24 protein-coding genes are annotated in these 24,553 nt (G+C 68.7%); 22 read left to right on the top strand and 2 right to left on the bottom strand.

Annotated features, from left to right (window positions below):
• The first annotated feature begins 102 nt into the window (after window positions 1-102).
• From OHB13_RS38305 to OHB13_RS38385, 17 genes are all read left to right on the top strand, one after another.
• A complete protein-coding gene (locus OHB13_RS38305; protein ID WP_443063012.1) occupies window positions 103-2,535 on the top strand; it encodes a DNA translocase FtsK in 2,433 nt (810 codons plus the stop codon).
• An 8-nt stretch (window positions 2,536-2,543) separates the two neighbouring features.
• A complete protein-coding gene (locus tag OHB13_RS38310) occupies window positions 2,544-2,849 on the top strand; it encodes a hypothetical protein (RefSeq protein ID WP_328380800.1) in 306 nt (101 codons plus the stop codon).
• Window positions 2,850-2,955: 106 nt separating this feature from the next.
• Window positions 2,956-3,588 carry a hypothetical protein gene (locus OHB13_RS38315; protein WP_328380695.1) on the top strand — a complete coding sequence of 211 codons (633 nt, stop codon included), beginning with the start codon at window positions 2,956-2,958 and terminating at the stop codon, window positions 3,586-3,588.
• 99 nt (window positions 3,589-3,687) lie between these two features.
• On the top strand, window positions 3,688-4,203 hold the full coding sequence (locus OHB13_RS38320; protein WP_328380697.1) for a hypothetical protein: 516 nt from the start codon (window positions 3,688-3,690) through the stop codon (window positions 4,201-4,203).
• A gap of 97 nt (window positions 4,204-4,300) precedes the next feature.
• Window positions 4,301-4,591 (top strand): hypothetical protein, encoded by a 291-nt coding sequence (locus OHB13_RS38325; protein ID WP_328380804.1) that lies wholly within the window; start codon window positions 4,301-4,303, stop codon window positions 4,589-4,591.
• A 98-nt stretch (window positions 4,592-4,689) separates the two neighbouring features.
• Window positions 4,690-5,271, top strand: a complete 582-nt coding sequence (locus OHB13_RS38330; protein ID WP_328380699.1) for a hypothetical protein — start codon at window positions 4,690-4,692, stop codon at window positions 5,269-5,271.
• Between the two features lie 614 nt (window positions 5,272-5,885).
• Entirely contained in the window at window positions 5,886-6,239 is a 354-nt protein-coding gene (locus OHB13_RS38335; protein WP_328380701.1) for a hypothetical protein, read from the top strand.
• Window positions 6,236-7,216, top strand: coding sequence for an ATP-binding protein (locus tag OHB13_RS38340; RefSeq protein WP_328380703.1), 981 nt, complete (start codon window positions 6,236-6,238; stop codon window positions 7,214-7,216). The genes OHB13_RS38335 and OHB13_RS38340 overlap by 4 nt, the downstream gene beginning before the upstream one ends.
• A 169-nt stretch (window positions 7,217-7,385) precedes the next feature.
• Window positions 7,386-8,231, top strand: a complete 846-nt coding sequence (locus OHB13_RS38345; RefSeq protein ID WP_328380705.1) for a hypothetical protein — start codon at window positions 7,386-7,388, stop codon at window positions 8,229-8,231.
• Between the two features lie 76 nt (window positions 8,232-8,307).
• The gene (locus tag OHB13_RS38350) at window positions 8,308-9,075 is read left to right on the top strand and encodes a hypothetical protein (protein WP_328380706.1); all 768 of its coding nucleotides are present in this window, start codon (window positions 8,308-8,310) and stop codon (window positions 9,073-9,075) included.
• Between the two features lie 240 nt (window positions 9,076-9,315).
• Complete coding sequence (locus OHB13_RS38355; protein ID WP_328335779.1) at window positions 9,316-9,852, top strand: hypothetical protein; 537 nt, start codon at window positions 9,316-9,318, stop codon at window positions 9,850-9,852.
• 41 nt (window positions 9,853-9,893) lie between these two features.
• Entirely contained in the window at window positions 9,894-10,616 is a 723-nt protein-coding gene (locus OHB13_RS38360) for an NUDIX domain-containing protein (protein ID WP_328380708.1), read from the top strand.
• 126 nt (window positions 10,617-10,742) lie between these two features.
• Window positions 10,743-10,991: a hypothetical protein gene (locus tag OHB13_RS38365; protein WP_328380710.1), complete on the top strand. Its 249-nt coding sequence runs from the start codon at window positions 10,743-10,745 to the stop codon at window positions 10,989-10,991.
• Between the two features lie 397 nt (window positions 10,992-11,388).
• The gene (locus OHB13_RS38370) at window positions 11,389-12,075 is read left to right on the top strand and encodes a GGDEF domain-containing protein (protein WP_328380712.1); all 687 of its coding nucleotides are present in this window, start codon (window positions 11,389-11,391) and stop codon (window positions 12,073-12,075) included.
• Window positions 12,072-12,509 (top strand): hypothetical protein, encoded by a 438-nt coding sequence (locus OHB13_RS38375; protein ID WP_328335775.1) that lies wholly within the window; start codon window positions 12,072-12,074, stop codon window positions 12,507-12,509. Before OHB13_RS38370 ends, OHB13_RS38375 begins: the two co-directional genes overlap by 4 nt.
• Before the next feature lie 295 nt (window positions 12,510-12,804).
• Complete coding sequence (locus tag OHB13_RS38380) at window positions 12,805-12,996, top strand: hypothetical protein (protein ID WP_328380714.1); 192 nt, start codon at window positions 12,805-12,807, stop codon at window positions 12,994-12,996.
• A gap of 76 nt (window positions 12,997-13,072) precedes the next feature.
• Window positions 13,073-13,324, top strand: coding sequence for a hypothetical protein (locus OHB13_RS38385; RefSeq protein ID WP_328380716.1), 252 nt, complete (start codon window positions 13,073-13,075; stop codon window positions 13,322-13,324).
• A 651-nt stretch (window positions 13,325-13,975) separates the two neighbouring features.
• Here OHB13_RS38385 and OHB13_RS38390 read toward each other — a convergent pair.
• Window positions 13,976-14,638 carry a hypothetical protein gene (locus OHB13_RS38390; RefSeq protein WP_328335773.1) on the bottom strand — a complete coding sequence of 221 codons (663 nt, stop codon included), beginning with the start codon at window positions 14,636-14,638 and terminating at the stop codon, window positions 13,976-13,978.
• 275 nt (window positions 14,639-14,913) lie between these two features.
• On the opposite strand from OHB13_RS38390, the gene OHB13_RS38395 reads away from it, so the two are divergent.
• The 3 genes from OHB13_RS38395 (at window position 14,914) to OHB13_RS38405 (ending at window position 18,969) form a co-directional block, all read left to right on the top strand.
• A complete protein-coding gene (locus OHB13_RS38395; protein ID WP_328335772.1) occupies window positions 14,914-15,420 on the top strand; it encodes a hypothetical protein in 507 nt (168 codons plus the stop codon).
• Window positions 15,421-16,582: 1,162 nt separating this feature from the next.
• Window positions 16,583-17,845, top strand: coding sequence for a ParA family protein (locus tag OHB13_RS38400; protein ID WP_328380718.1), 1,263 nt, complete (start codon window positions 16,583-16,585; stop codon window positions 17,843-17,845).
• Window positions 17,842-18,969, top strand: a complete 1,128-nt coding sequence (locus OHB13_RS38405; RefSeq protein ID WP_328380720.1) for a ParB/RepB/Spo0J family partition protein — start codon at window positions 17,842-17,844, stop codon at window positions 18,967-18,969. Before OHB13_RS38400 ends, OHB13_RS38405 begins: the two co-directional genes overlap by 4 nt.
• A 1,035-nt stretch (window positions 18,970-20,004) precedes the next feature.
• Here the strand turns inward: OHB13_RS38405 and OHB13_RS38410 are convergent.
• The gene (locus OHB13_RS38410; RefSeq protein WP_328380722.1) at window positions 20,005-20,661 is read right to left on the bottom strand and encodes a hypothetical protein; all 657 of its coding nucleotides are present in this window, start codon (window positions 20,659-20,661) and stop codon (window positions 20,005-20,007) included.
• A 950-nt stretch (window positions 20,662-21,611) separates the two neighbouring features.
• On the opposite strand from OHB13_RS38410, the gene OHB13_RS38415 reads away from it, so the two are divergent.
• Window positions 21,612-22,139: a hypothetical protein gene (locus tag OHB13_RS38415; RefSeq protein ID WP_328380724.1), complete on the top strand. Its 528-nt coding sequence runs from the start codon at window positions 21,612-21,614 to the stop codon at window positions 22,137-22,139.
• A 406-nt stretch (window positions 22,140-22,545) separates the two neighbouring features.
• Window positions 22,546-24,210: a DUF2637 domain-containing protein gene (locus OHB13_RS38420; protein ID WP_328380726.1), complete on the top strand. Its 1,665-nt coding sequence runs from the start codon at window positions 22,546-22,548 to the stop codon at window positions 24,208-24,210.
• Window positions 24,211-24,553: the final 343 nt, after the last annotated feature.

Genomic DNA, 24,553 nt, shown 5'->3' on the forward strand with positions numbered 1-24,553 from the left:
AGCCGGTGGCCGACCCCGAACCCCGGGGCCGGCCACCGGCTCCCTTGCTGCCTATCGCCTTGCTGACCCGCCCCTCGCCTCACCGAACAGGAGACCTCCCCCATGTCGATGCGTCACTGGGACTGGTCGCTGCCCAGCGGCCACACCACCTTCCTCGGATACGCCACGGAGACCGCCATTTCCACGGTGGCGCTCGCCCCGATCACCGGACTGCCCTGGCAGGCAGCCGCCCTCACCCTGGGCGGTGCGGCCGCAGCCGGGACCGTCCACGACCTGCGCGTGGGCACCACGGTGGGCACCCTCACCACCCGCGCCATCTCCTGGCTGACCGCGTCCGCATGGGCGTCCTGGGCGCTGGCGACCGCGCCGCTGACCTCCACCGGCTGGGCGACCGGCGTGGGCCTGGCCACCATCGGCATCGCCGCCAACGCCTCTGCCAACCGCACCGAGTCCACCCGCTCCGAGCGCAAGAAGCTCCTCAAGCTGCGCCGCGAGTCCGTCGGCATCCTGCGCGACTGGGAAGACCGCATGGCCCGGGTCGCGCGGATCGAGAACTGCCACGGCAAGGAGGTCGAGCACTGGCCCGGCAAGGTCGGCTACACCGTGGAGATGGACCTGCCCTCCGGCGGCACCAACGTCGACGACCTCAACGGCTACGGCCCGAAGTTCGCCAGTGACCTGCGCCTGCCCGATGGCTGCGGAGTCGAGCTGTTCCCCGGCGCCAACCGCGGCACCATCCTGATCGAGGTCACCCTCAAGGACGTCATCACCGCCGACATCCCCTACCCCGAGGACTACTCCGAGATCAGCCTCACGGAGCGGTTCCCGTTCGGCATGTACCGCAACGGCGAGTTCGCGCTCGGCAGCCTCTGCAACGACTGCGGCATCCTCGTGGGCGAGACCGACGCGGGCAAGACCAACACCCTGCGCGTGGTCACCGCCCAGCTCGCCCGGATGCCCGACGCGCTGATCTGGGCCATCGACACCACCGGCGGCGGCGTCGCCCTTCCCTGGATCACCCCGTGGGCCACCGAGGGCCTGGCGTCCGCGCCGATCGTCGACTGGATCGCGCACACCGATGACGAAGCCCGCCTCATGCTCAAGATGGCCGCCGAGATCATCGCCGCCCGCAAGGCCGGCTACCAGCAGCTGATGCGCGAGAAGAAGTCCGACAACAAGCTCCCCATCAGCGCGGAGATCCCCGGCATCGTCATCATCACCGACGAGACCGCCTCCCTGCCGTACGACATCAAGGAGATGATCGACAAGATCGAGCAGGAGGGCCGCGCGATGCGCGTGCGCATGCTTGTGGCCGCGCTGCGCGCCACGCAGGACGCCATCACCGCGATGATGAAGCTGATGTCGAAGTGGCGCGTCGGCATGACGGTCTCCGACCCGGAAGAGCTCGCCTACCTGTTCCCCGGCTACATCAAGATCGACCCGAAGGACGCGCCCGTCGCCGGGTCCGGGTGGAACATGCACACCCGGCTCGGGCCGAAGAAGCCCACCGCGATGAAGGTCTGGCGCCTGGTCGATGAGCTGATGGACACGATCTGCGCGGCCACGGCCGGGCGGCGCCCCAAGCTCGATGACCTGTCCGCCGCCGTCGACATCGGCGAGCACTACCCGCAGCGGTGGGCGCGAACCCTGCCCGACCTGTACAAGGGGCAGAAGCTCACCGAGTCCGCGCAGCACGCCGTCGACAACGCCGGTGAGATCATCGCCGCCGCGACGCTGCTCGCCGCCGACCCGGTCCCGGCCGGCACCGGGGCGGCGGCCCCGGCCGCTGCGGCTGTGGTGCCTGCGGGCTTCGAGGGCTTCGGCGGTGCGGCGGAGCTGTTCGCCGCCGTCACCGCGCAGCTGGACCCGAGCATCGTGCCGGGCGCCGCTCCCGTGGTCCCGGCGCCGGTCGCTGCCCCGCAGGCGGCACCGCTCCCCCGCCCCACCCGCCCGGTCGACCCGCGCGAGCAGGGCTGGGAACTCCTGGTCGCCGCCGGCGAGACCGGCTACACACCGAAGCTCCTGCACGAGGCGCTCCAGCAGCTCCTGGGCGACGCCATCCCGGCGCAGCGCACGGTCGGCGGCTGGCTGCAGACCTGGGCCAAGGACGGCAAGGCCATCAAGGACGACTCCGGGCAGTACACCCGCTACATCGTCCGCGAGGCCGCCGCCCAGCAGCCCAGCACCGCCCCGGCCGCCATGGCCGGGCCGGAGGCCGCAGCCCTGTCCGAGGGCATCGACGCGGCCCTGGCCCTCCAGGCCGTCGACCTGATCGTGTCCACCCAGTTCGGGTCGGCGTCGATGCTCCAGCGCAAGCTGCGCATCGGCTTCGCCCTCGCCCAGAACCTGATGGACTTCCTCCACCAGCTGGGCATCGTCGGACCCTCCGACGGCTCCAAGGCACGCGAAATCCTGGTCTCGACGGACGACCTGGAGGCGACAATGATGAGGCTGGCCGACGAACTCGGCTACACCGCCCGAGACTTGGGCGCGATGGGCCTCGCGGCTGCCGCCGCTTCGCACACCAAGGAGTGACAGTGACCATGGTCGAGACCGCGGATGAGGAGATCGAGCGCCTGGAGGCCGAACGGCACTCCTACAGCGAGACGTTCCGGAACACCTCCGAGACCGACGCCATCACCCGCGCGCACCTCCAGTCGGAGATGGACCGGCGCACCGCCCGGATCCAGGAACTCCAGCAGCACCAGCCGCTGGGGTTCTTCGCCCGCTGGGGCCTGCGCGGCGCCTCCCTTGCCCTGCTCTGGGGCGCCTGGGAGATCGGCCCGTGGTGGGCGAAGGTCGGCTGCGTCCTGCTCGCCGCGTTCCTCGCCTTCTACAGCCTCGGCTGACACCTCACCGCCCCGCCTTCGGCCCGACCCGGGCCACCAAGGACCCGCCCAGCCATCCGGCAGGGCGGGTCCTTCGCGTTCCCCATCCCCCGTCAAGGAGCACCCTGTGGAACCCCGCGACCTCACCCTCACCGAGCACCAGCAAGCCCCGCCCGCCCCGCCGGCCACCGGCATGCCGACCGTCGGCCTGCCGTACGAGGGCCTGGAGAAGATCTGGGAGCTGTTCCCAGATGCACGCCCCGGCAGCCTCCCCGCCCCGGCCCCGCACACCGCCGGACTGCCCACCGACGAGGCGTACATGGCCCGGGTCTACGACCTGGTGCGCAGGGAGGAAGCCCTCAACTACCTGCGCACCCAATACCAGCAGGCCGCGCTCGCCCCGGCCCCGGTCTACTCCCAGATCGTGGCCCCGGCTCCCGCCCCGGCGCTGCCGCCCACAGCCCCGGCCGGCCCGCAACGCGCGGTGCCGGCCTTCGTGTGGAAGTACAGCGCCATCGCCCTCTCCACCGGCGGCGGCATCGCGCTGGCCGGGATCGGCGTCGGTGCCGCGGCTCCCACCCTCGCCCAGCTCCCCGCCATCCTCACCGCGACCGGCCAGGCCGTGATGAGCCTGGCCGGACTGTTCGTGCTGGTCTTCCTCGCGCTCGCCGTACGCGGTGCCTCGTCGAGCAGCGGTGGAGGCGGCACCACGGTCAACATCCGCAAGGCGGTCTTCCGGCGCAACAAGTTCCACGGATGACCGGGCTGCCTGCCTCGCCCCCCCCGCCCACCCTGGGCGCCGGGGACGGGGCAGGCCGCCCGGCCCGTATAGCCACCCTGCGTTCGAGAAGGAGCACTCATGAACAACACGGTCAGCACCCCATGGACAGGGCCCGTATCTGACGCCTGGGACGCCGCTGCGGACCAGCTGCAGTCCTGGGCCGACAGTATCGACTGGGCGGCCTACGCCCAGGCCGAGGCCCAGTACCTGGCCTGGGCGGCGGCCGCCCTCACCGAGCTCACCGCATACGCGAATGAGCTCCCGGACGCAGAACTCGCCGCGCTCAGGGCAGACATGATCGCTCACCCCAACCACCCCGGCCGGCCTAAGACATGGTGCGCCCGGTACTCCGCGTCCCGGCTCGTCGAGCACACGTCGGTGCGGATCGTCGACCTCACCCAGGGCAACCTCGCGCAGCTGAAGAAGCTGGGCACTGCGGCGAGGGACGTTGGCCTGGCCGCAGTTGCCCAGGGGCTGATCCGCGATCCCGAGGTCACCGAGTTCCTGGCCGGCCCGTGGATCCGCCGCGGACATCCGTTCCCGCGCACGGGGCGCGTGAGCTTCGACGACTTCTCTCTCACGAAGGACAACTGACCATGAACGACGACGCGATTGACACCCTGCGGTCCCCGGAGCAGCTGCTGGTGGAGCTGTCCGAGCGAGAACACCGACTCACCCGGAGGAGGCAGACGTGCGTGCCCACGAGTCTGACTCGACGAGTACCACCGAGGACTTGGTCGACGTCGACCCGTACACGCCGGAAAAGCCTCCGACGACGATCCCCGTGTACAAGCGCATCGAGGCTCCCGAAGGACTCGCCACCAAGCGGCAGTTGCGGGACATGGGGCTCCGCCCCGGCGGCCAGCAGGTCGCGGCAGAGGTCGAAAGCCGCGGCCCGAGGAACGGCTTCCTGCCCCGAGTGCGGCCGCCGCTTCTTCCACTGCCTGCGTACCTCGCTCGGGATCTGCCTGGAGTGCCATGAGGGCACCCCTGCCGACCCCACCTCTTACCTCAACGGGCCGGCCAGTCCGATGGCCGCCTGACCTGCGACGCCCACTTCACCCGATGAAGGAGCCCTTCATGACCGCCAAAGGACGACCCGCGGTGCACGCGATGACATGGGACAGGAACCGTCTGCTGGCCGCAGTGAAGCGGCGGATCGCACTCTCCGCCGCGATCACTGTGTTTCACGCAGACGTGGTGGTCGCGTGGGCGGCCGGGGTGCTGTGCAGCATCGTCGCGTACGGCGGGATGGCGGCGCCGCTGTGGATGTCAGCCGCCATGGCGGTCGTGGTCTACCTCGGGGTGTGGCTCGCCGCAGGACCGCTGTTCTGGGGGCTGGCGGCGAACTGGTCGGTCCGGATCAGGCGGTGGGGCGCGCCGGAAACGGTGTACTCGCCTCCCCCGCCGGTGGATCACGTGGCCGAGCTGCTGGCCTCGAAGCCGGCCCGGCAGGTGCCCGAGCAGACGTCGCGGTCGACCGAGCCCCGGCCGCTGAAGCCGTACGAGCTGTCGGGCTGCCAGCCGTGCTGGCGGTGCGGCGAGCCTCCGGTGGAAGGCAGGCATGCCTGGGAGGACCGCGGCCCGTACCAGCTGCTGTCCAACCACACCTTCAAGTGCCGCAATGGCCACCGCTGGACGAACAGCACGGACGGTGGCTGATCTGACGGCTCCCTGTGCCGCCCCGCCCCGTTCACCGGGCCGGGGCGGCGCGGAGGACCGGACAGCCAGCCCGGCCCCCTACCCACCAGATAAGGACGATTCCGCATGTCGCACCGCAACGCCGCCGCCTTCGCCGCCCTGCTCTGCCTGACCCGCACCGGAAGCAAGCTCGGTGATTTCTGGATCCAGAGCGATTTCTGCGCTCAGGTGAAGGGGGCCTCCGACGACCATCCGGTGACCTACAGGGACCCGGCCACCAAGAAGACGACGACGCACGGCACCGTCGACGGCCGTAGGGGCATGCCTCCACCACTGCCTGACCTACACGGCTACCCAGGCCATCGTGGCCGGGGCCGGCGCCCGCGCGCTCGGTATCCGGATCCACCCGGTCGCCGCCGCGGCCGCGCTCGCCGTGTCCTTCGGAACCCACTACGCCGCGGACCGCCGCGTCCCGGACAGGGGCCTCCTGGAGAGGCTCGCCACCAAGACGGGCAAGGGCGGCTTCTACAAGCTGGCCGACTCCGGCATGAACGGCGCCTCCACCTTGACAGCGCCTGGCACCACGGCTGGGAGACAGTGGCGGCGCTCATCGCCGCCAGCAAGGCCACCACACGGTGACCGGCCGTTCCCGTACACGTCTGGACCGGGTCCGCGCCTCGGCCGGGATCGTGAAGCTCGCTGTCCAGCAGATCGAGGACGAACTGGGCGGTCCGGTCGACGCCGAGTTCCTCGCCGGGACGCTGCGCGAGCTGTTCGACGACGCCTTCCCGCAGGACGGCGTCCTCGGATCGCTCAGCCAGCTCCTGACGGTGGCCTCCCGAGCCGCCGCGCTCACCCCGCTGGACGGCGAGGACGCAGAGTCCGCCGCCTGCGCGATCGAAGAGGCTGCGGCCTTCGTCGCCGACTCCACCGGGATGCGCCTTCACCTGGCCACCTCCACCCTCCACCCGCAAGGAGAACGCTCGTGAAGATCACCTTCGAAGGCACGATGCAGCCGCTCGACACGACCATCCCCGACCCGGCGCTCATCGTGATGATCGGGGCGTCAGGCAGCGGGAAGAGCACCCTCGCGAGCACCTGGCCCGCCACGCAGGTCCTGGAGCTCGACGCCTTCCGGGCGATGGTCTCGGACGACGCCGGCGACCAGTCGGCTACCCAGGCAGCCGCCGACCTCCTGCACACCGCACTGGAGGCCCGCCTCGCCCGCAGGCTCACCACGGTCATCAGCGCGACGAACACCGAGGTCCACGTCCGTAAGGACCTGCTGGACGTCGCGCGCGCCCACGGCGTGCCCACCGTCGCACTGCTCGTGTCCACCCCGGCCGACCTGTGCGTCAAGCGGCAGGCCGATCGCGACCCGGCCCGCGCTGTGCCCGAGGACGTCGTACGCCGCCAGCACGCCGACGCCGTCAACGCGTTCCCGCAGCTGCGCGTCGAGGGCTTCGACCACGTCGTGTTCGCCGACAACATCCACCGCCTGGAGCCGCTGCTCCAGCGCGCCAGCGACACCCGCCGCCGCGAGTTCGGTTGGGATGGCGGCGATGGCCTGGGCGAACTGCTTCTGGTTCGCCGCGTCTTCGGCGCGGACGTGCTTCCGCTGTGGCGGTGGCGCGAGGGATCGCAGCTCGCCGGCGGCGATCGCGTCGGCGAGATCAGCCTCGGACGCAACCGCCTGGTCCTGGCCCTGCGCACCGACGTGGACGGCGAGGGCGACCTGGGCTTCGACCTACTCGTGTGCTGCCCGTACGACGACGACTGCAACGCCCCGGCATGGCAGGCCGTCCACTCGGTCACCGACCTGCTGACCGCGCACACCAGCACCACCGGGCCGCACCCGGACAGCGTCTGCACCGTCCACGGCGGGCCCGACGACGTCGACCAGGACGACGACCCCGAGGGCCGCGCCGACCTGGAAGCGCAGTACGCGGACGCGGTCCGCGAGTGAGCCGCGCCGCCGCCGGGCCGCGCCCGCACCTGCTCACCGCGGCCGATCTGGCACGCACACCGCCGACGCCTCGCCGAACAACCAGAACCCGGCGCGACCCCGCCTTGCGCACGCCGTCCCCGGCCTCCCCGGCCACTCGCCCGCTGTTATCCCAGGAAGGACACCACGCATGAGCATCACGATCACGAACACGTACGGCACCGTGCACAACGTCAGCGAGACCAACCCGGCCCACGTCACGAGCTGCGACTCCTACCGGCTGCCCCTCGTCGCCACCATCACCCCCGGCAACCCGGGCTACGAGGACATGGTCGAGATGCTGAGGGAGAACGGCCACGACACCCGGCCCGAGGGGTACGGGATGATCTTCCTGGAGTCCGAGGAATTCAGCGCGACGTACTTCGGGTCGATCGAGCAGATCGAGCGGTACAAGCGCGAGAACGTCGACGGCACGGCGACCTTCGACGCCTCGCAGGGCGTCATGTACGCAAAGTGGCCACACGGCAAGGGCTGGGACGACTTCCTCCCCCGCGTCTTCTGGAACTGGGCTGGGCGCGGCGGGATCGCGGACGGTGTCGGTCTCGTCACGGCCTTCGGGCACACCGAGATTCCGGGTGCGGAGGTCATCGTCTTCGAGTTCGAAGGCAAGTGGCTTCCCGACAGCGAGCCTCAGCAGCTGGTCACCTACCACTGCACCGGCTGCCACCTGGACACCTTCCACGACAGCGGGCACGTGCACGAGAACACCGGCCCCAGCAGCCGACGCTGGGCCGCCCGCCAGGCCCGCCAGCACCTCATCAGCGCCGCCCGGCACGGCGTCGGCGACACGAACAGTGCCTGCCGTCCCAACAACGGCGAGATGCTGCGCGTCGTGAACGCGGTTGCCCGCGACATGTGGGGCACCACGGGCAACGCCCTCCCGGACACCGACGACGCGTACTGCGCCACCAAGGGCCCCTGCTCGATCATCCGCGAATTGCGTGCCGGCTCCCGCCCGCCCGTCTACCGCGCCTGACCGCTGGCCCGCGCACCCCGACCAGCATCCGGTTATGAGCGGCCCCGGCCGCCAATACCCCCTTGTGGAGGACCACATGGCTCGTAAGCCTGTCACCTGGTACATCGCCACCCCCGCCGACGGCATCATCGAGAAGTCGCGCCAGGCCGGGACCCCGGTGAACCTCGCCACCGCCGTGGGCGACGTCATCGACCACCCCAACCCCTGCACCAACCTGTGGTTCGACGAGAGCGCCTTCTCGTACTTCCGCATGGTCAAGCGCGTCGGCGAGGCGCTGGAGGACACCAGCATCTGGCCCGTCACCTGGCCCGTGCGGCTGTGGATCGTGGAGCCGCTTGGCGAGACCGGCAACTGGAGCCAGCGCTACTACCCCTACCGACTGCTCTCCCACCAGATCCGCGTCATCGAGGAGACCGACGCCCACCGCGCGCTCGGTCCCGCCGGCCGCGACGTCCTGAACGTCATCCAGCAGGAGATCCCCGAGCGGGCCGCGCGCTGGGCTGCGGACTGGGACGCCGACCCCGAGGGCATGCGCGACCGGGAGTGGGACTGGGAGCAGTGCGGCGGCCCCACCTGCGGCAGCGGCCGGTGGGCGGACTCCCTTGCCATGGCGGTCTCGCATAACCGCCGCGAGTCGGCCGCCCAGACCTGGATCGAGCACCTCGCGCGCAACGCGGTCGACCAGGCCCTCGCCGACACCGACGCCAGCATGATGGCGCGCTGCTACGCCTACGGCCGCGCTACCGGCTGCGCCGTCGCCGCCCAGCACCAGGCCCGGTTCGAGCCGTACGTCCTCGACACGTTACGCGGGCTCGGCCTCGACTCCCCCGCCGTGGCTGCCTGACACCTGAGCCAGCAAAAAAGCATCCTCGAAAGACGCGAATCACTTGAAGAGCATCCTTTGAGGATGCATTATGAGTGGGCGGGGGCCACCCGGCCGCCGCCCACTCCGGCAACTACGCCTGTTTCCAGGACTTCCCGGGACTGCCGCGTCCGGACCCTCGCCCTACACCGCGACCGTCACGCCAACAGGGGCGACCCGCATATCCCGATCACCGGCCAACACCCCTGAAAAGGAGCCCCTATGCCCCTCAACACCAACACCATCGACGATCTGTTCACCGGCCTGGAAGCGGAATTCAACGGAACCCTCCACCGCGACGACGCTTACGCGGTCCTGCTGCGCCTGCTGAATCACGCACGGTCGATCGCGGACCGCACCACGCCCACCGAGCTGTGGGCCATCCTGCAGACCATCCCCGCATCGGAGCCGTTCGGCGGCCGGACACGGCTGGACCAGCTGCTGCTTGCCGCGGAACGCGACAACGAAATTCGCCGCACAGCCACCGGCCACATCCTGCTGCGCCTGGACGCGCCCTCCGGCGGCGGGCCCGAGCACGTGTGGGTCCGTCTTGAAGGGCGCTGCGTGGGAACCGAGGTGGAGATCACCGGCGCGGATCCGTGGCCGAGCCACCAGATGGACGCCCCGGGCAAGGCATGGTGGCGCTGCACCGGCTGCCGCACCCACAGCGGCAGCTTCGCTCTGGACTTCTGCCGCATCCGCGAGACGGCCACCGAACACGTCCACAAGTGCCGTGCCCTGCCCGCTCCCCCGGCCTAAGCACTGTTTCTGAGCCATCACGAAACAAGGAGAGATCCATCATGAGCGACATCACTGAGGCCATCCCCACGGAACGGCGCTGCTGGTCGGTGAGCTGGCCGGAGTACACGCCCGTGGACATCACACCGCCTGAGCTGCGGCCGTCGGCGCTGACCCACCACGTGCCCGAATGGGCTGAGGGAGCGCCCACACCCGCCGACGTGCACGACTGGGATCAGCGCCGGCACTCCGCGCTCGTGCCGTTCGAGCGCGATGAGCGGGGCTGGCCGCTGCACCCCCACGGCCGCACCGGCCGGACCGGCCGCAACCTTGGGAGGTGGGGTGAAAACCAGGCAGCCGACCCGATCGTGGTCGCGGGCAGCGGCCGGCAGCGGCGACTGCTGCTGATTACCCGGAGCGACATCGGGGTGGAGGCCATCCCGGGCGGCATGGTCAACCCGGACGAGATCGCACCAGCCACCCTGGTCCGCGAGCTGCGGGAGGAGACCGGCCTCGACCTCGCCGACCATCAGCCGGTCATCCTCGGCCAGGACCTCGTGGATGACTGGCGCCAGTCGGACCATGCCTGGATCGCGTCGACCAGTGCGCTCTTCCAGCTGCCGGTAGAAGTCGACGCGGTCGCGGCCGATGACGCAGTCGATGCGGGATGGTGGCCGTTCGGATCTCTGGCCCAGCTCGACTCGGAGATCACCGCCGCCGGACGCACCCTCTACGCCGCGCACCGCCCCCTGCTCCAGCGCGCCCTTACCCACCTCAACACGTAGAAGAACGACTGCCGGGGCGGCCGCCTTCCGGCAACCAACCATCACCGGCCGCCCCGGGCCACCCAACCCGATCCAACGGAGCAGGGGGCAAGATACATCGTCCCTCGTATCCACCTGGAGCCACCCATGACCCCCCGACCCGACGACGAGGCCCGCACCGAACTGCGGGACCTGGTCGCCAAGGCCAGCAAGCACCGCGACGATGAGCACGAGCGCGTCGAGACCGAGTTCTGGCAGGAGATCGACGCCCTGCAGGGCAGCTACCACGGCGCCCAGCAGGACATCGCCGTCGCCCTGGACGTCAAGCGGAACCAAGTCTTGCGGCAGACCAAGCGCTACCGGACCGCCGACCAGGAACCTGGCGCTGTCGACTGAACAACCACCCGCCCGTTCCGGCCCGGACCACCCGGGCCGGAACGGCCCCACCGTCTCCACAGCGACTGCGGCCTGACGGGCTTTTACGCCGCCCCGCTCCAGCTGGATCCGACTACGCGGTGGTCTTTCACGCACCATGGTCCTGCGCCGCCCCACGAGGTGTACAACGCCGCGCCCGCCGCGCAGCAGGCGGGGCCCCAGCAAGTGCCGGACAGCTGGAGAGCGCGGGCTGCGGGCCGGCTGGGGGATGGAACAGCCCGCCGTAAAGGCCGCCCGCTGGGACACCCGCAGCGACTTCGCGCTGTAGCTACGCCCCGGGACAGACGTTCAAGGCGTCCAAACCAGTCCGCCTGCCCCGGGCCACCCATCCCGTTCGAGACGAGAGGGAAATCCAAGTATGGACCCCGTCAAGCGTGTTGCGACCCCGACCGGACAACGCGCCCTCATCTTCACCATCCTCGCGATCCCGCTCACCGGCTGGACCCTTCACGCGCTCACCCTCCACCGGCGCCTCACAGCCGAACGCCGCGACCCGCTCACCGGAGCCCAGCGTCGTGCCGCGTTCGAGCGCCGCGCCCAGCGACTGCTCGCCCGCCACCGGCAGGACTCCCTGGTCTGCCTGATCGACCTCGACAATTTCAAGGGCCTCAACGACACCCACGGCCACGCCGCCGGCGACAAAGCGCTCGCCGCGACCGGCGAGCGCCTCGCCCGCTGGGCCGGACCGCACGGAGTAGTCGGCCGCCTGGGCGGCGACGAGTTCGCCGTCGCGACCCGCGTGGACACCCGGGCCGGGAACGACGCGATGGAGCGACGCCTCCTGGGGTTGATGGGCGCGCTGCACGAGCCTGTGCTCACCGAGGCCGGCCCGCTCCCCCTTGCCGCGTCGGTGGGCGCCGCCGTTCCCGACTACCTAGGCATTCACGCCTTGTCGGCCCTACTGCGTGGCGCGGACGTCTCGATGTACCGGACCAAGCACAGCGGCCGGTACGGCTGGGCGGAGATCGAGGACCTCGACGCTCCGACCGTCAACGGCCGCCGGAGCGGGCGCCCCGGCACCACACTGCTGGAGCGTGCAGCATGACTGCCGAACTCGACGGCGGAGACTGGATCCGCGGAATCACGATCCGCCAGCCCTGGGCCACCTGCATCCTTGCCGGGAAGACCACGGAGAACAGGCCCGGCAACTGGCCCTGGCGCGGCTGGTTCCTCCTCCACGCCGGGAAGCAGCTGGACCGCCTTGCCCTTCGCGAGCCGCTGGTGGCCACCACGATCCGCGGCCGCGAGCTCCACTTGGGCGCGGTCATCGGCGTCGCCCGGCTCATCGACTGTCACCTGGACCAGGGGCCCGAGTACTGCCCCGGTCCCTGGGCAGAGCGGGACGTTCACCACCTGGTCCTCACCGACGTCCACGAATTGCCGCTGCCGGTGCCCGCCACGGGCGCGCTCCCGGCGTGGAAGCCGGAGCAAGACCTCGTGGACCAAGTCCTCCAGCAGCTGCCCCACCTGCGGCTGTGACCCGCAGCAGCAAGAAGCCGCCGGGGGCCGGGCCTGGTCCCGGTCCCCGGCGGCTTGCTGGACTGGCGTGACAACCAGCACTTCGACCGCTGGTAGGGCCGCCTCTGCGCCCTGTGTGAGCAGCCCACGCCGATGCGCTCCCCCCACTCCGGGGAGCCCGTGCGTAAGAGCTGCGCCGAACGCTGGATCACCGCGAATCCCACAGAGGCCCGCCTCGGCGGGTTCGCCTCCGACGTCCAGCCCAAGCGCCGGCGCGACGACGGATCCGCCTGAACCCCTCCCACCGGAGGCCCACATGAGCAGCACCCCACAGCACGACGCAGATCACGCCCTCGCCTATCCCGAGCCGCCCGCCTCCCCTCCCTGGCGCCACCACGGCGCGAAGGCCCGGCCGCTCACCGACGCCCAGAGGAAGCGCAACTGCGAGCTTCTGCTGCTCGCCCAGCGCCAGCACCGCGTAGAGGAGCCGACGTGTTCACCGACATGAAAGAGGCCCCTCGAAGCGGAGGCCTTCGAGGTCAGCCCGCCCGGCAGAGGCCAGAGCGCCGCCGCCTGTCTGGTGGTTGCTCGCCAGGCTCGCGGCAAGGACGACCTCGCTGACCTGCTGGGTGCCCCTCGGTCTGCCCTGCGACGAGGACGACCTCGTACGCCTGCTCCCCCACCTCACCTCCCCCAACGATCCGACGACCGGAGACACGATGCCCGTCAACGCCTTCTCCGCCACCGCCGCCTCCATGCTGAAACGGGCGACAGCCCCGCCCGCGTCCGCGAGACCCTCGGAGAGTGAACTTGCCGAAGCCCTTATTACGCCGTAATAGTCGTGTGGGACCAGGAGACATCCGCGCTGGGGCGGATCGGCCAGTCGTGGTGAGTGGGCGCAACGCATGTGTCCTTGCGAGCAAGCAATTATTACGGCGTAATACGGTGGGTCCTGGCCTGGCTGGGGTGATCTTCCTTCAGGTCCCCTCGGGTGTTCTGTCGCAGCAGTCCTGGGGCTTGCCTCGCTCTTTTCTGGGAAGACGAGCCCGAACTCCGAACACGGTGAACGTTCCCGGTCGGGGCACTAGCCGTTTTGCGCGGCTGACCACAGGCGGAAGGCGTTCATCTGTCACTCCCCCACTGTGCTGCGGTGAGGCATCGCGGTATTACGCCGTAATAGTCGTGCGCAGGCATCCGCGCAGAGTCAGGTAGACCGGAGCCTGCTGAGAGCGCGTGAGGCCGAGGTCCTCGGGGCGGGCGATTATTACGGCGTAATACGGTGGTCCTGCCCTTGCTGGATGACCTCCTCTCAACTCCCCGCTGGGAGCTGGTCTGGGGCGAGGCAGCGTCTTGCATGGAGGCCAGGGCGGTTGGCGTCGTCCTGTGGGCTGCCGAAGGTTTGCAACCTTCCGCCGTCCGCAGCTGCCCGCCGCGCTGTAGAAGCGCACCTCAGCTGGACCGCCACTCTGACACCGCCCGGGCCGGAGTCAGCGGATCGTGCCGATGAACTCGGGGAACGTGAAGCTGTCGTCGGTGTCGTCGTTGCTGCTCCGCTGAACCCGGATCACGATCTCTTTGCCGTACTGCTTCTCCAGGGCGTTGTCATCGGTCTTCACCGTGCTGACCCCGGGAGCGAGCCGGCCTTCGAGGGGTGCGGCGCCGTTATCGAAACCGGTCGAGGCAGCCTCACCGCCGTTCGTCGCCCCTTCGATGATCGTGTCGATGTCTCCCAGGTCGGCCAGTTGCTTGCCGTTGTTGGTCAGCTTCAGCTTGACCCGGAACTCCGTGTTCTTCGGGTCGGGGCCGCCCTCGTCCGCGGTGAAGTCAGTGAAGGTCTTCGCCTCGACGACCGTCACCTTCAGCCCGTCAGGCCACGTGTACGTCTTACCGAAGGCCAGCCCTGTACTGGGGCCTCCGTCTCCGCCAGTGCCGGCCCCCGCCTTGCCAGAGCAGTGCTCGACCCAGTCGGCTTGGCTGAGGCTGGTGTCCGAACAGTCCACCGACGGCACCTTGGGACTGACCTTCGACACCGGGGCCTTGGGCGCGGCCTCCGGTTCGGTGCTGGCGTGATCACTGCCACCGCACGCAGTGAGAGCGGCGGTAAGGACAAACGTGGTGGCAGCGACAGTCGCCGCAGTACGGGTACTCATGATTCCCCCCAGGGATGGATCGATGGTTCACCGTAGGGCCTCGTGTGTAGAACATGTGTGTCTTGTGTCGTATTCGTGATGACAGGCAGGCTCTCGCACCTCTGTCCTACGATTAGTGGCAACAAATTGGGTGACCCTGTCTACCGGGCCACTCAGCCTCCCGTGGCAGCGCCAGCATCGTTCGTGCGGGTCCAGTCGTGGCCGAACTACCCGCAGCAGCATGAGATCTACGACTAACTCTCCTGGGCCTTCGCGGTTCGGCTACCGTCCCGTCCATGCTCATCCCTCTGCCCAAGGCGATCGACCGGTACAAGCAGGAGCCGGGCGCGCCCGGCAACGCGTACGACTGGTACCGGCGGTCAGCCCAGCGGGACAACAAGGTCTGGATCCACGACCGCACAGTCCCGGTGGTGAAGGTCGGGCGTCAGTGGATGGTCGACGATGGCCACCTGGATGCCGCCCTGGCTGCGATGGCGAAGGCGCGTGCCCTCCGCGCCCAGCGGTCTGCGGAGTACTGCCGTCACGTACTGCACCCGGGCACCGTGGACATGGATGGCGGCCGGTACCGCGTCGTGGGCGCGTTCCATTTCGTGTGGAGCGACATGGCCATCGCCGTGCAGCGCAGCAACGGCTCCTGGGTGTGCAATACATGCTGGGCGCCGGCCTCGGAGGAGCACGGCGGCGAGGAGTGCCATCGGTGCCGGGACTGGGGTTCGTGCAGGACGAATTGCACCCTGACCGGGATCAGCTGCCGCACCTGCGGGGTATCGCAGGCGGCATGAGCAGCTGCCCGAGCGCCGGCCGGTCGCGCTGACGCGGGCGCCAGCATGGACTCCCATGAGGCCACCGCAACCGGCTCCCCGGACACGGACGGCCAGCCCTCCGTCGAGCAGTAGCCAGCCGCCGAACCAGCCCCGCCAGACCGGCCGCCCTCTCCGTGGGCGAGCACAGCTGGTGCAGGTCGATTATTACGGCGTAATACGGCGATCAGGTGAGCGCTGCTGGTGGTGGCGTCGGTGCCCTGGAGCGGGTTGGTGTGGTTCGCGTAGGCGACGACTGGGGAGAGAGTTCCGACTCGCTATCCGGTCGACGTAGTGCTGACTCCCCCAAGTCTGAATCCCATCCTTCGCGTCCCTAGCGTCGCCTGGAGTGCGCGCACGTCGAGACCCAGAGGACGTAGTCGTTGGTTGACCAGTGCCGTGCGTCCTTGTCGAAGTACCGGGGGAGCAGTCTCAAGGCCGACTCCCATTGACATCCGGACGCTCCGCGTCTTCCAACTGGTTTGTATGTATGGCCCGGTCGGCTGAGGGAAGGGGCTTGGCAGACAGTGCTCTGGTGAGGTCGCGCGGCCGGGGTCGGCCGGGGGAGTTGCGGCTCTACTCCAGCTGTAGTTCGCGTAGGCCGGAGACCTGGGGCCTCCAGGGCCGGGCTCTGTAGGCGGTCCACCTCACATCAGGGAAGGGCGCGTGATACGGCGCTCCTGGATCTCGACGCCCCGCTTTGTGCGAATGGACAGGTGCTGTACCTCGTCTGGGGGGCTGCCTCCAGGACGGTGAGCCGGTGTATCTGGTAGCGAGATCGGGCTGTGGGGGCTGAAGGATGGAAGGAGGTGAATCTGTAGCTCGTCGACTATTACGTCGTAATAGAGGAGCAGCTCGGTTGGTAGGGGTTGTTGTTCGACCGTGGGGTGCTTGAGCACTTGGCTTTTGCGGGTGGAGCAGATCCGTTACGGGTAGCCCGGGGGCCTGGTGGGGACTGGCTCGCCGTCGGAGGCCCCTTGCGGGCAACTGGTCATTGGGCGGGCCAGATGGGCAGGCGGGGTGTGGCGGTCGGTGAACCGGTGGGTGGGGGAGTGGAGGCGATGGTTCGTCACCAAGGTGACTGATGACCAACATCTAACGTGGTGATGCTTGAATCGATCTTTGGTGTTAGTAAGGTGTCTTCATGACTTCGCCCTCCCCGAACGACCGCGAGAAGGTCGTCTCGAAACTCCCAGGCGGGCTGCAGCAGGATCTGAAGATCCGCACTGCGCAGCACCGCGTCGACATTCAGCACGCTGTTGAGGCGGGCATCGCAGCCTGGCAGGGACTGGGTTCGAACCTGGCCCCTGTTGATACGGCTGGAGCCAGGTCGTTCTCCACCTGGCTCCCCGAGGGGCAGTGGGAGAAGTTCCGCGCTCACTGCGCAGCCCGCGGAGTGTCACTCATTCAGGGGCTGTCCCAGTCTGTGGCGCTGTGGCTGGAGAGGAATCCCGCTCCGACGGTTCAGCGGCCAGTGATCCCGCGCCGAATCATCGTCTGCAACCAGAAAGGCGGAGTAGGCAAGACGGCCATCACAGCAGGGACCGGGGAGGCTCTTGCGGAGGACCCCAACCAGCTGTATCCGGTCCGGATCTCGAAGCATTTCGCGGCCGTCCTCGCAGGTGCTGATGGGACCGCCCCCGACAGTGCGGAGGCCGACTCGGCTCTGAACTATGAGGACCTGCCCGGGCTCGGGCTGCGGGTTCTTCTCGTCGACTTCGATCCGCAGGGTCACCTCACCAAGCAGCTCGGCCAGCAGCCGCTGCCGATCGAGGATGACAGTCTGACCAAGTACATGGCAGGGGAGGGCAAGGGCGACATCCGCGACCTCATCGTCGCGATTGAGGAGGAACGCTTCGGCGACCGCCTGCACCTCCTGCCCGCCTGCACGGACGCGTTTCTCCTGGACGTGAAGCTCTCCGGTGTCCGTGCCCGCGAAGCTGCCCTTGAGCGTGCGATGGCCGTGGTCGAGGCCGACTACGACGTACTGATCGTGGACTGCCCTCCCAGCCTGGGGCTCAGCATGGACGCCGCCGTCTACTACGGCCGGCGCCGGCCCGAGGAAGCAACGGGCAACTCCGGTGCTCTGGTTGTCGTTCAGGCCGAGGACAGCTCCGCCGATGCCTACGATCTGCTGACGACCCAGATCGAGGACCTTCGTGACGACATGCAGCTCGAGCTCGACTACCTCGGCATTGTGGTCAACCACTACGACGCCCGCCGCGGATACATCGCTACGTCCTCCCTCGAGAACTGGATGGACATAAAGGATCCGCGAGTGGTCGGTGTCATCGCCGACCTCAAGGAACAGAAGGAGGCGGTCCGCGTGAAGCGCCCGCTGCTGGCCTATGCCCCCCGCTGTGACCAGTCCGTCGGAATGCGCGCCCTCGCCCGGGAGATCTCATGAGCAAGGCAGCATCGTTGGGGTCCGGTTCCTCCTTCCAGCGGACGCGTCCCATCAGCTCCCGTCGAGCCGCTGTGAATGCGGCGACTAACGCACCGACCGAGGGCACGCCGCCCCCCGTTGAGCTTGAAGTGGGGCTGATCAGCCTCAACCCGCTCAACCCCCGCACATCGCTGGGCGACCTCACCGACCTCGCCGGCAGTATTCGCGATCACGGGCAGAAGACCGCGATCAGTATCATGGGCAGGTTCGCCTATCTCAAAGCGAACCCCGACCAGGCCGAGGATGCACTCGAAGAGGGAACGAAGTACGTCGTCATCGACGGCAACTCCCGCTTGGCCGCCGCACGCGAGGCGGGAAACAAGACCGTCAAGGTCATGCTGGACGACGAGCTGGGCAGCAACCCCGATGAGATCCTCGAATCGGCCCTGGTCGCCAACATCCACCGCAACGACCTGGACCACCTCGACGAGGCAAACGCCCTCCAGCAACTCCTCAAGGTCCACGGCACGCAGGAAGCCCTCGCCGCACGGCTCCACCGATCACAGGGCTGGGTCTCCCAAAGGCTCGCCCTGCTCGGCCTGAACGACGATCTCAAGGCCAAACTGCAGAGCGGCGAGGAGCCAGCCGACCTGCTGCGCCGCGTGGGCAACAAGAAGGCCGATGAACAGGAAGAGCACCTGCGACGGCTGAAAGCGAAGAAGGCCGAGGAAGACAGTGAGAAGGAGGCACGCCGAGCGGCCCGGCGAAAGCAGCCTCAGGATGAGCCTGTCGGAACCGAAGCTGACAAGCGGGGGAATGCGCTAGCCGACGGACGCCCGCGCGGCGAAAAGCAACCCGACGCCGAAGAAGTGGCGCCGCGGAAAGAGACGATCCCTGACCCGCGCACGACGACGAAGCCGTCTGCCAGCATCGCGCCCCCGGCTAAGCCGCAGATCAAAATGCCCTGGGGCGACGAGGAGGCGGTCGGTGAGATCATGCTGGCGAAACTGAGTGAGAGTCAGTTCAGTGCGCAGATCCGTTGGGGGGCCGCCAGACTGTCCGAGCATCAGCGCGAGCTCCTCATCCAGGAACTCATCCAGCAGCGCGAAAACAACGCAGCCTCGATGCAAGCAGCAAAGGTGTGACTCCACTGAGTTCGGACGTGTCCTGCATCCAGCTGCATTCAGGATGCAGGACCCTGTCGATGACCGCCCTTGGCTCCAAGCGGTCTGACGGACGAAATCGCATGTAGCGCGCAAAGGTGACGGAGCGTAGCTAAAGGTGGCCTCCAGAATGGCACCTTAGGCGGCCGAACTCTGGGCCCCCGGTGTGATCGGGCCTTGGGGTGTTTGGCAGGCCGTCACATCGGCGTATGCGGCCTTTTGTATTGCCGGGGCGCGCCTTCCGCCCTGTAACTCTCCTGAGCGGTCGTCACACCACGTCTGGACTCCAGAGCCGGGGAGCATATCCGGGGACCAGAGACCTTTCGTATGAAGTCCGATGGAGGCCCAGTCGTCGGGGCGTGCCTTCCCGGTCACCTGGATCCGTGGTGATCATTTCCCAAGGCCGCAGCGTGAGGGTGTGTTTCAGTAGTGGCGATACGAAGTCGCGCCATGCGTTCCCGGTGGTGGAGCCAGTCTCGCCATACGTCACGGCGGTGCTCGGATTCCTGAGGCAGAAGTGCCGGCAGGACACCGCTGACGACACTGGCCGCAGCGATGAGGGCAGCAACCCAACCGGGCGTACCCGCATATGTCTTGTCGGCCAGGGCAATGGCCCCAAGGCCGACGGGCGGGGCAGCCCAGATGATGAGGCGGCGTGCAGCGGGGCGGGCGCTCATAACGGTGGTCCTTCGGGCTCGGAGGCGGACGCGCCAAATGCGCGCGCGGGGCGGAGCGTGCAGCAGTCCCAGCCCATGCGCCGCGGGCAACGGATCTGACAGCCCGAAGAATGGGGGAGCGGGGGGTTAGCGGCGCAAGCCCCAGCGGCAATCCCAGATTGCGCACAGGCAAATCCGAAATTCAATGCCACGACCTGCAGGTTTTCGGGCCAGGGCCTGAATGACAGTCCCTGCCCCGATAAGGGGTTAGCGGTGCAACTCCTCCTCGGCGGCTGGACTCTGTGGGGGCGCCTCCGCCACGCAGGACCGGTACGGAGGCGCCTCTGCTGTGTGGGCAGGCTTACGCCATGGGGTTCGTTCCGGGAGAACGCAGTTCGCGACGACGGCGCTGCTCGGCGGCCAGACGCCGAGCCTTGCATCGCACCCGCTTGCCGAAGGCTTCCGGGTCCGTGGCGCCAGCACATGCCGCAGCCTCCACCCAGGTAGTGCCCTCACCCTCCGCGTACGCGAACACCACCTGCTGTTCAGCCGAGGTCAGGCCGCGCAGGACAGCATTGAGGCGCTCGTCCTCGAACACCCTGCCCGCCACGCGCTGCAGCAGGTCGACGTCGGCCGCGACCAGGTCATACAGCGACAGTCCGTTTCCGAGGGCGACGTCGAGGGACAGGACCCGGCCATGCCGAGTCTTGCGCCGCCACACTGGTACCAGCTGCCGGTGCAGCATGTGGGCCTCCGCTTTCAGCGCCGCTACAGCGGTCGAGGACAGCCTGCCCTCGGACCATAACGGTGCACTCCAGCCGCCGAGCAGGGCAGTCGAGATCGCCTCACGCCACCGGTCGCTGCGGGGGACGAGCAGGTTGTTGGCCGCAAGTCTGTCCACGCACCGCTCTTGCACCTCTTTGGCCAGCTCCCGGGTGAGCAAAGCTTCCTGAACGCTCAGTGCCGCGGAGAGGTCAGGAGCCATCTCCGACGGAAGACCGGGGATACGGTAAGTCACGTCGTACTTCTCCGTGTCGTGCAGCCGCTTGCTGACGGATACATCGACCAGGGCAACGCCGGATTCCGTGCCTGCTATGGCCTTTGGCCTCTTGTGCCCCTCGTTGGTGAGGAGTGCGGTGATGTGTATCCCGTGGAAGCTAGGACCGCCCCAAACAGACGGATCGTGCTGCGTTGTATGCGGTGCCTTATTTAGGGTCCTGGGTGTGGGGTTGCTGTGAGAGATGGTCAACCTGCTGCCTTCCTTGCCTAATGAGGTGTCTTCACCTATCGGTCTTGGGCAGACCGGCTGGCGTCAATATTTCTTGAGCCCCTGCTGGTGATCTGCATCACGCCCAGGGCTGTGACTTGGCTGGCTCAGGTCGCGCTGTGTTCCAGGGGCCGGAGATGTCCGTAGCCAGGGCATACCCGGGGCTGTCGTCCAGAAGTTCCTTTGCGCCGGTTGTAACGCTGGTCGATGCGGGAGCCCTTGCGGTCGGCGCACCGCTGCCTCCGGTCCTGCCGGGCGTCGGCTTCGCGAGCACGTCACAGCGTCGCCCTTCGTGCGGCGACCGCCTGTGCGCGGTGCAGTTGAGGGATGCCCGCCGACGGCAGTAAGAGCGTGGGGCCGCGGCGCGGGAGACGCAGCGGCCGGTGTGTGCCCGCTGCGGGGAGGAGTTCACCGATGAGCGCTGGCAGTCGAGCCGGTCGTCCCGATGGCGTGAGGGAGACGAACTGTGCTGGCCGCGGCTGGACGCACAGCATGAACAGGTGAGGGCGGAGAAGGCCGCGCGCCGCTTGGCGGAGAATGCCGGCCCGGGAGGTGGCCGAAGCGGAGGTGAAGAAGAACTGGCCTGTTCGGCCGCGCCGGTAGCCGGCACGCGGGCGGGTGTCCTGAGGGCGTCTTGCCTGCTACCGGTCCAGGGCGGAAGGATCAGATGCGGACCATCCACAACTGAGGGGGAGAGCACGGTGAGCAACAAGCTGCTGGCACCGGACGGCTGGCTCGTAGTGGGGCTGCCCTGGCCGGAGCAGACCCAAGATGGCTGGGGTGAGTGCGCGGTGGCTGTCGCCCCGGAGATGATCCCCCGCCACCTCGTCAGCAAAGGCGCCGGCATCGCGCTCGATCTCGCGACCGGCCTGGCCCGCGATCCGAACGACGGGCCGGGCAAAGCTGTCTTCTTCTCCGACGTCACCCTCTGGCTCGACAAGCAGGGCAAGGACTGGGCGGATTTCGGAGCCGACTACGAAGCCGTCATCGATGAACTCGTTAAGGCTCCGGTCCCGCAGCTCTACATGGCGCTCGTCCAGAAGGCCCACGCGATCCTGTGTGACGCCAGCCGCGATGGGGTGCGCCTGTATTACGCGGGCGGCGACGTCGAACATGTCACCCCGCAGGTACGTGCTGACGTTCACGCCGCTATCACCACGAGCCTGGAGCGGGACTGGCCGCCCTACATTCAGAGCCTCATCGACCGCGGCGCACTCCAGACCCGATAGCCACACGAGCACGGGCTCCGATCTCTCTGGGGGGATCGGAGCCCGTCGACGTTTATGGGGGCCGGGGCCACGGTGCCAGCCCGGCAGCCTGGAACGTTCGTGACTCGGGCTCGCCTCAACCACTCGGCAAAGCTCCACGGAATCGGTTACGGCCTCCGAGGCCAGAGGGCAGGCTTCGTCCTCCGTCCTCGCGCCGCCGACGAGGTCTGGGCTGATGGCTTCGGCGAGGCAAGTATCGCTTCACGGCCGTTGGCTGAGGCGGGTCATCACCTACCCGTCCATGCCGGCGGCCGTTGGCACTCCCAGCTGGTGATCTCAAGTACGTGAAGGCGTGAGCGGACCGATCACACCGTGAGAGTGTGAAACCCGTTCATCATCACGCCAGCACAGGGAAAGGCTCCAGCAGGTGGCCGCGGGGACCAGGATTCAACTCAGCCGTACACACCGGATACTCATCGCGCTCGTGGTCGCGGGCGCGGTGATCATCGCCGGGATCGGTTTCGTGGGTTCCTACGCGGCCGTGCGCGAACTCGCCCAGGAGAAGGGCTTCGGCTCCTTCTCGACGGTCTTCCCCATCGGTATCGACGCGGGGATCTGTGTGCTGCTCGCACTGGATCTGCTGCTGACCTGGATCCGTATCCCGTTCCTGCTGCTGCGCCAGACCGCGTGGCTGCTGACGGCCGCGACGATCGCGTTCAACGGCGCCGCGGCCTGGCCCGACCCGCTGGGGACCGGGATGCACGCGGTGATCCCGGTGCTGTTCGTGGTCTGCGTCGAGGCGGCGCGCCACGCGGTGGGCCGGATCGCCGACATCACGGCCGACAAGCACATGGAGGGCGTGCGCCTCACCCGCTGGCTGCTCGCACCGGTCCCCACCTTTCTGCTGTGGCGCCGGATGAAGCTGTGGGAGCTGCGCAGGTACGACGAGGTCATCAAGCTCGAACAGGACCGGCTGATCTACCAGGCCCGGCTCCAGGCCCGGTTCGGGCGCGCGTGGCGGCGCAAGGCGCCGATCGAGTCGCTGATGCCGCTGCGGCTGGCGAGGTACGGGGTTCCGCTCGCGGAGATGGCCCCCTCCGGGCTGGCGGCCGCCGGCATCGGTGAACCCGGAGCGCCGGCAGGGCACCTGGGCTTCGACCCTGCGGAACTGGCACACGCCGCCCTGACAGAGCGGGCCCTGGAGCCCGCACCATCCATCGAGCAGAACCGCCAGGCGGCGCCGCCGGCGGATGAACCGCCGACCGGGGGAGCGGCGTTCGAGCCAGTTGGGTTCGACTTCGACTACTCCTCCGAGTTCCGCCAGTACGTCGCCGCGTACGACACAGTCCCGACAGACCGCCAGTTCTCCTTGTACCTCAGAGATTTCCACGGGGTTGTCGACCCGCAGACCGGCGATGTCATCCCAGAGCAGCGGATCGGGCCACACCTGGAGGAACTGCGTGGCGCCTTCCAGGAGGCGTTCCCGGAGGTCTACCTCCCCGACGACCTCCCCGCACCATCGCCGTGGTTCGAGCCGCGGCCCGACCAGCCCGCGGAATTCGAGACGGATTCTGGTTTGCCCACCGCCGACGTTCCGGCTGAGCCTCACGCTGACCCTGAGCTCGAGCCCGACGCACCGGGGCGGCCGGCGCAGGCTGAGCCCTCCACGCGGGAGCCGGTGCTGGCGCCGACCGGATCCGCGGTCCCGGACCAGAGGGATGGCGGGGGAGTGCCCCAGCAGTTGTCGATCGGTGGTTCGTTCCAACGATCGGCTCCGTCCCAGCCGGATACAGAGTCGGCTGCTCCCTGGGTGGCTGCGGTGACCGACACGGGGGAGGCGACCGCGCGGGCGGCGGAGCCGGAGCACCAGGAGCCGGAACTGGATGCAGAGGAGCAGCGGATCCGGATGGTCGCCGGGTGGCTGGCCGAAGCGGAGGAGAGCAACAGGAAGCTCTCGGGCGCTGAGGTCGCGCGCCGTCTCGATGTCTCTCCGCGTACCGGCCAGCGTGCTCTCGGAGCGGCGAAGAAGTACCGGGAGGAGCAGTTGCGGCAGCACGGTCGCGCCCATCTCCGGTCCGTCGCTGATCGATGACCGATCCGTCTCCTGTGGCCCGATGACCGACTGCGGTCGTCGGGCCACCGTCATGTTCCGGCACCGCCGCGTGGCCGATCGGATCCGTCGGTGCCGCTGGCCGACTTGGCCGTGACCGATTCGGCGGGCCGTGACCGATGGGGCCGTGACCGGTTTCCGCGGGCCGTGACCGACAGGCTCGTGACCGATTCCGCGGACCGGGGCGGTGGCCGATCCGTGTTCACCGGTCATCGGCCATGACCGAAGACGCGGGATCGGCCATGGCCGAGTAGCCGCTGCTGTGCCGTGTCGATCGGTCATCCGGCACGTGATGAAGAAGGGCTTGCCCGCCCCCCGAGGGGGC

It is taken from the genome of Streptomyces sp. NBC_00440, assembly GCF_036014215.1.
GTDB lineage: Bacteria > Actinomycetota > Actinomycetes > Streptomycetales > Streptomycetaceae > Streptomyces.